Here is a 5784-nt window from a genome sequence, read left to right on the forward strand (position 1 = left end):
GAGTCCAGTCCAATGTTAAAGGAAAGGCTTGAGCAGGCAAAAGAGGAACTTTTAAAAATAGAATACATCCAGCCCACGTCACACTATAGGATAATTCCTATATTGTCAGGGCTGGCAGACCATATAGCAAAACACTGTGCAGATAAGAGGATAAGGAAAAAGGATAAGATATTTGCCTTTTCCGGGGTGCGGGCATACCTGATTATTAGAGAAACAGCGGAAAGAGCGGGTATAGAAAAGGGCAGAAGACATCCAAGTGCTTTTCGGCATGGGTTTGCGGTAAATGCAACATTGGCCGGTATGCCGCCCTTTGTGTTAAACAACTGGTTGGGACATACCAATATAGTTAGTACGTTGATTTATACGGCAGTTCTCCCACAGGATGCCAGGGGATATCTGGAAAAAATGAAATTATAGAGGTTGAAAACCAACATATATGAAAATAAACGAGCTTTTTAGACTTTCAAGAATACTTGGTGGGAAAAAGCAAAAAGAGGTTGCAGCTGTTGTTGGTATTAGCCAACAATCATTACAAAGATATGAGGCCGGATTGGCAAAGCTGTCAAAGAATACTCTCTTGAGGATTGCTCCCTTGTTGGACATTAACGCTGAATATGTCACCGACCAGACAAAAAACCCGTTTCAGAGTGAAGGATTGATCAAAATGTTCTTCAGTGAGGACATGGTTTCCTATGGCATCCTTGAACCAATCAATACGCTCCTTGCATTCAACGATAACCTGACCTTTCTTCCCTTGATATCCAAATTCGATTTACCTTTCAAGGGAACAAACTTCAACTTTTCCTTAAATCCCATATATGCCATTGCCATAAAGGACGAAGATAACAATGTTTTTTTACTGCGGAGAAAGTTAAAAACAGATTATGTGCTGGCTGACGGTACCTTGTACGACAAAATGTCGTTTACGCTTCGATTCGTTAAAGAAAGAAGAAGGTCGTTATACTTTGCCGCTTTGGAAATTGATAAAAATCTTCATGAAAAGGTGATGTCCTGGATAGTTGAAAGGGAGGATATTGAACCGCTTTTCTCCGAGTGCAAGTTCATGTCTTATTTTGATCCTACACAGCAGGAATTGGCCCAACTGAGAAAGCAGAGGGCTATGAACATTGAACCTTTGACAGCACTGGAGCTTACAATCATAAAAGAAATACGTGTGGAAGAAATCAGCTCTGATCAAGCTTTGAAATTGATACAATCAGGGAAAACCAACATATATGAAAATAAACGAGATATTTAGAATAGCCAGAGAGACCAGAGGCAAAAAGCAGCAAGAGATAGCTTCTAAAGCAGGTATAAGACAATCTTCTCTGCAAAGATTTGAAACGGGGTTGGCAAAACTATCGAAAGTCACCCTGGTTAAAATAGCACCTTCATTGGACATTAATCCTGAATATGTTGTTGACCAAACAAAGAACCCTTTTAACAGCAAAGGGCTGATCAAAATGTTCTTTTCTGAAAAGTTTCTCGATCCGACTTTTCAACCGATAGTTACGCTCATGTTTGCTAATTCTAAGTTAGAATTTATATCTCTTGTCGTATCCCCGCGCTTAGTTGCCGGGATTAAAAACATAATGCCGTTTCAAAGTCCGGTATATGCGGTTGCTATCAGGGATCAGGATAATAATATTTTCCTGTTGAGAAAAAAGTCTGAAACAGATTTTGTTATTGCTGACGGCGACCTGTTGTGCAGACAAATATCGTTCACGTTTCCATTCATTAAGGAAAAAGGAAGATCGTTATACTTTTCTAATATGGAGATTGATACAAATCTTTATAAAAAGATTAAGACCTGGACAGTTGAAAGGGAGGATATTGAGCCATTCTTTTCGCAATGTGAATTTATGTCTTATCTTGATCCTACACAGCAGGAATTGGCCCAACTGAGAAAGCAGAGAGATATGAACATCGAACCTTTAACGGTATTGGAACTTACAATCATGAAAGAAATACGTGTAGAAGAAATTGGCTCTGACCAAGCCTTGAAATTGATACAATCAGGGAAAACCAACATATATGAAAATAAACGAGCTTTTTAGACTTTCAAGAATATTGACAGGAGTTAAACAGTATATTCTTGCAGAATCGGTGGGAATAACACGACAAGCAATCCAACGGTTTGAGTGTGGCCGTTCCACCCTCTCCCGGCATAAGCTCCGCCAGATAGCGCCGATTTTAAATATTAATCCCGATTTTTTAGACGATCAATCTATCAATCCTTATAAAGGTCGAGGACTGATTAAGATGTTTTTTCATGAAGAAGCAGCATCACACATGATTCCTGAACCTGTCAATATACTTGTTACGTCCAATGATGAGCTTAAATTTATTTCTTTGCTGTCCAGCTTCGATATACGCACTTTAACAGTTGAAAGTCTCAGTCTTTTTGTTGATCCGATATATGCTGTTGTAGTTATGGATAAAAGTGACAATGTTTTTTTGCTCAGACGAAGAGCAAATACCAACTACATTAAACTTGACGGGAAGTTATATATGGCAGTCTGGTCAGTTGTAGAAACGCCCGGCAATGGAGAAAAGTCAAAATCAATGTATTTCGCAACCAAAAAAATCAGCCATGACTTACATAAAAAGATTAAAGAATGGTCGGTTGAAAGAACGGACATAGAACCGCTTTTCTCTGAATGTGACTTTACAAGATATACAGAACCAACCGAAGATGAGGCTAAGATAATCATAGCAACCCGGGATTTGAATATAGGTTCTATTTCTAAGATTGAGCTTCTCATCTTGAAGGAATTGAGAGAAAAAAGAGTAAATACTGATGAGATCATAGGTTGGATCAAAACTCTGGAGGATAAATGGCCTACTCTGACACTTCCTGTTCTCGAGGGGAGAGTCTTACAGCAGGAATATAAAAGATAGCAAGGAGGATGTATTTTATGACAAAAGCAGAATTGATTGACAAGGTAGCAGAGAAAACGGACTTAACAAAAAAGGATGCTGCAGGGGCAGTAAATGCCGTTCTGGAAACAATTGAAGAAGTGCTGAAGAACGGTGACGGTATTGCATTATCCGGATTCGGAACTTTCAGTGTAAAGGAGAGGGCGGAAAGAAAAGGAAGGAACCCCCAGACTGGCGAGGCAATAACTATCCCGGCTGCAAAATCCGCAAAATTCAAGGCGGGGAAAAACCTGAAGAAGCTTTAAAGGCTTTATTTAGAAAATTACACAGGGCGGGTGCGGTCTGTTACTGGCTTCGCCTGCCCACGTCAATAAAAAATAGGCACAATTGTTCGGAGTATAGTCCGAACCAAATAATGTTTATTCGGAGTTGACATGTTTGAAGAAACCATTGTTGATCAGAATCCCCATTTGGGTGGTGAACAATGAAAATGACAACCGAAAAATCCTTTTTACCCGAAAATACCAATTATCGTGTAAAAATCCCTTTATAAGGGTTAAAACCATCCCCTTAAGGCGGTTTTTGATAAAGAAAATTATGTAAAAATACACGATAACCTTAAAAGAAATCGTGTAAATAGGTAGGGGCTTCTCTTTTTACTTGTTTCTGTGTTTATTATGTGTTAATGTGTTAAATAAGTTAATATGTGGAAAGGAGATAAAAATGGCAAATCTTACTCTTTCCGTTCCCGATGACCTCCTGGACAAGGCCAGAAGACATGCTGTGACGAAGGGCGTATCACTCAATGCCTTAATAAGGGAATACCTGGGCGATCTTACGGGTAGAGAAGAGCAGCTCCGCAGGTCCGCTCAAAAATTCTTGGAACTTAGTAATGCTTATGGAGGTAAACTTGAGCAATGGGAAAGAGAAGACCTCTATGAGCTATAAAGTTTTTTTCGATACCAACATTCTGGCCTATGCTTTTGATCAGGGCAGTCCAAAAAAGAATGAGCAGGCAAAGGAACTCATCTCCCGGTGGATGCCGATAGGACGCATGGTAATATCTACCCAGGTGCTCCAAGAACTGTTTGTCGTTCTCACAAAGAAACTTGAGCCAAGACTTTCTGCGGACAATGCAGGAGAAGTTATCGAGAGTCTTTTGTCCTTGGAAGTTAAAGTTGTTGAAACAGATACAATCCTCAAAGCCATCAATGTCTCAAAAGAGAACACAATCTCCTTCTGGGATGCCTTGATAATTTCGTCCGCCATTGACTCCAAGTGCAGGGTCCTTTTTACGGAAGATTTGAATAGGGGGCAGACAATAGCAGGTGTAAAAATAGAAAACCCCTTTGAGGAAAGCTGATTATCGTGACATTAGCAAATGTAGTACAATACAATTCCTTTCCTCTTGCAAGGACAGCGGCTATACAATATCTGACTGAAAGCCAGGTAAATTCTCTAACCAACGTCTTTCAGGAGTGGTACGATACCAGCCCTACAAAAGCAAAGAGAAAATCCCGCGGCCGCTACTGGCTGACGTTTCTTGTTCTGCGATACACGGGAGCAAGGATCGGTGAGGTGCTAAGTATTGACGACAAGGTAGACATTGACTTCCGAAACACGGAAATCAGGCTCATCACGCTGAAAAAGCATAACTCAAAACCACAGACCCGCATCGTTCCTGTACCGGGAAACGTAACGAGCGAGATTGCCACCTATATTGCGGAGTTTCCGGATCAAAGAGGTAATATTTTTAAGCTGGATCAGGGCAACTTCAGACGTGTGTTCTACGAAAGGGCGAACATTGCAAATATACCAAAAGATGCAGCACATCCACATATTTTAAGACATACGAGAGCGATTGAGCTGTTAAGAGCGGGCGTACCCGTTACGATCGTACAGGACATTCTCGGCCATTCTGCGCTGACAACCACGGCAATCTATTTAAGGATGTCGGGACAGGAAGCTAAGGGGATATTAAGAGATAAAGGATTAATTTAATTGTTGACAATATATTGTTAGGGGTATATGCTCATGTACATAGAATAATGACCGTGAGCATATACCCAAAAAAATAAAGAATGGGGATTTTGCAATGATTAAAGTATCTGCAACCAAATTAAGAAATAATTTGTTCGATTATTTAAACATGGCATCAAAGGGAGAAACCATAATAATCCAGAGAAATAAAGAAGAAGTTGCTCGTTTAGTTCCCACACACCAAACAGATTGGCGAGATAAAATGACTATTAAGCCTCAGGTTATGGTTGCGCCTGAAGAGCTTATCAAACCTGTTGAAGATATCTGGGAGGAATATGTGTGAAAAAGGAGACTTATTTATTTGATACCCATGCTCTAATTTTCTGGAATAATAAAATATCAGTTTCGGAAGAGTTTATAACCTTTTTCGATAACCAAGCCAAAAAGGGCCGTCTTTATGTTTCTTCTATATCGTTTTGGGAAATTGCTTTGTTAGTAAAAAAGGACAAAATATCAATGTCAAATGTAACTGCATGGAAAAATGAAATAATGAACAATACAAACATGCAAATGATTGAACCTTCTGCTTCCGAAATGATTGATTCCACCCTGCTTCCTGATTATCACAAAGATCCATTTGACAGGTTATTGGTTGCCCAGGCTAATCAAAATAATTTCTTGCTTGTAACAAAAGATAGCAATATTCATGAGTACAATGTAGAAACTTTCTGGATATAGGAAAAACGAATCCCTTTCAACAACCCGACGGCGGCAACTCGAAAGGCCCCTGAATAGAATTGAGGAGCTCAGGACACAGTATGGATTGCCGCTAGCGCCTGATGAGGACGAAGATTTTCTTCCCGCTATTGAAGAAGTTGAGGAAGAGGGTGAAGACGATTAAAACTTTGGGAAACTGAGCGGGAA

10 protein-coding genes are annotated in these 5784 nt (G+C 39.9%); all 10 read left to right on the top strand.

Annotated features, from left to right (window positions below; all coding sequences use genetic code 11):
- On the top strand, positions 1-417 hold a 417-nt coding region (locus tag Q7J27_00880; GenBank protein MDO9527694.1), incomplete at its 5' end, for a tyrosine-type recombinase/integrase.
- A gap of 19 nt (positions 418-436) precedes the next feature.
- Complete coding sequence (locus tag Q7J27_00885; GenBank protein MDO9527695.1) at positions 437-1258, top strand: helix-turn-helix transcriptional regulator; 822 nt, start codon at positions 437-439, stop codon at positions 1256-1258.
- Positions 1236-2057, top strand: coding sequence for a helix-turn-helix domain-containing protein (locus Q7J27_00890; GenBank protein MDO9527696.1), 822 nt, complete (start codon positions 1236-1238; stop codon positions 2055-2057). Before Q7J27_00885 ends, Q7J27_00890 begins: the two co-directional genes overlap by 23 nt.
- A complete protein-coding gene (locus Q7J27_00895) occupies positions 2035-2901 on the top strand; it encodes a helix-turn-helix transcriptional regulator (protein MDO9527697.1) in 867 nt (288 codons plus the stop codon). The genes Q7J27_00890 and Q7J27_00895 overlap by 23 nt, the downstream gene beginning before the upstream one ends.
- Before the next feature lie 17 nt (positions 2902-2918).
- Positions 2919-3185 carry an HU family DNA-binding protein gene (locus Q7J27_00900; GenBank protein MDO9527698.1) on the top strand — a complete coding sequence of 89 codons (267 nt, stop codon included), beginning with the start codon at positions 2919-2921 and terminating at the stop codon, positions 3183-3185.
- Positions 3186-3603: 418 nt separating this feature from the next.
- The gene (locus Q7J27_00905; protein MDO9527699.1) at positions 3604-3828 is read left to right on the top strand and encodes a hypothetical protein; all 225 of its coding nucleotides are present in this window, start codon (positions 3604-3606) and stop codon (positions 3826-3828) included.
- Complete coding sequence (locus Q7J27_00910) at positions 3818-4243, top strand: PIN domain-containing protein (GenBank protein MDO9527700.1); 426 nt, start codon at positions 3818-3820, stop codon at positions 4241-4243. Before Q7J27_00905 ends, Q7J27_00910 begins: the two co-directional genes overlap by 11 nt.
- Positions 4244-4248: 5 nt before the next feature.
- Positions 4249-4881: a site-specific integrase gene (locus tag Q7J27_00915; GenBank protein ID MDO9527701.1), complete on the top strand. Its 633-nt coding sequence runs from the start codon at positions 4249-4251 to the stop codon at positions 4879-4881.
- 94 nt (positions 4882-4975) lie between these two features.
- Positions 4976-5203 carry a type II toxin-antitoxin system prevent-host-death family antitoxin gene (locus tag Q7J27_00920; GenBank protein ID MDO9527702.1) on the top strand — a complete coding sequence of 76 codons (228 nt, stop codon included), beginning with the start codon at positions 4976-4978 and terminating at the stop codon, positions 5201-5203.
- On the top strand, positions 5200-5598 hold the full coding sequence (locus tag Q7J27_00925; GenBank protein MDO9527703.1) for a type II toxin-antitoxin system VapC family toxin: 399 nt from the start codon (positions 5200-5202) through the stop codon (positions 5596-5598). Before Q7J27_00920 ends, Q7J27_00925 begins: the two co-directional genes overlap by 4 nt.
- The last annotated feature ends 186 nt before the right edge of the window (positions 5599-5784 follow it).

The sequence above is a fragment of the Syntrophales bacterium genome (assembly GCA_030655775.1).
GTDB lineage: Bacteria > Desulfobacterota > Syntrophia > Syntrophales > JADFWA01 > JAUSPI01.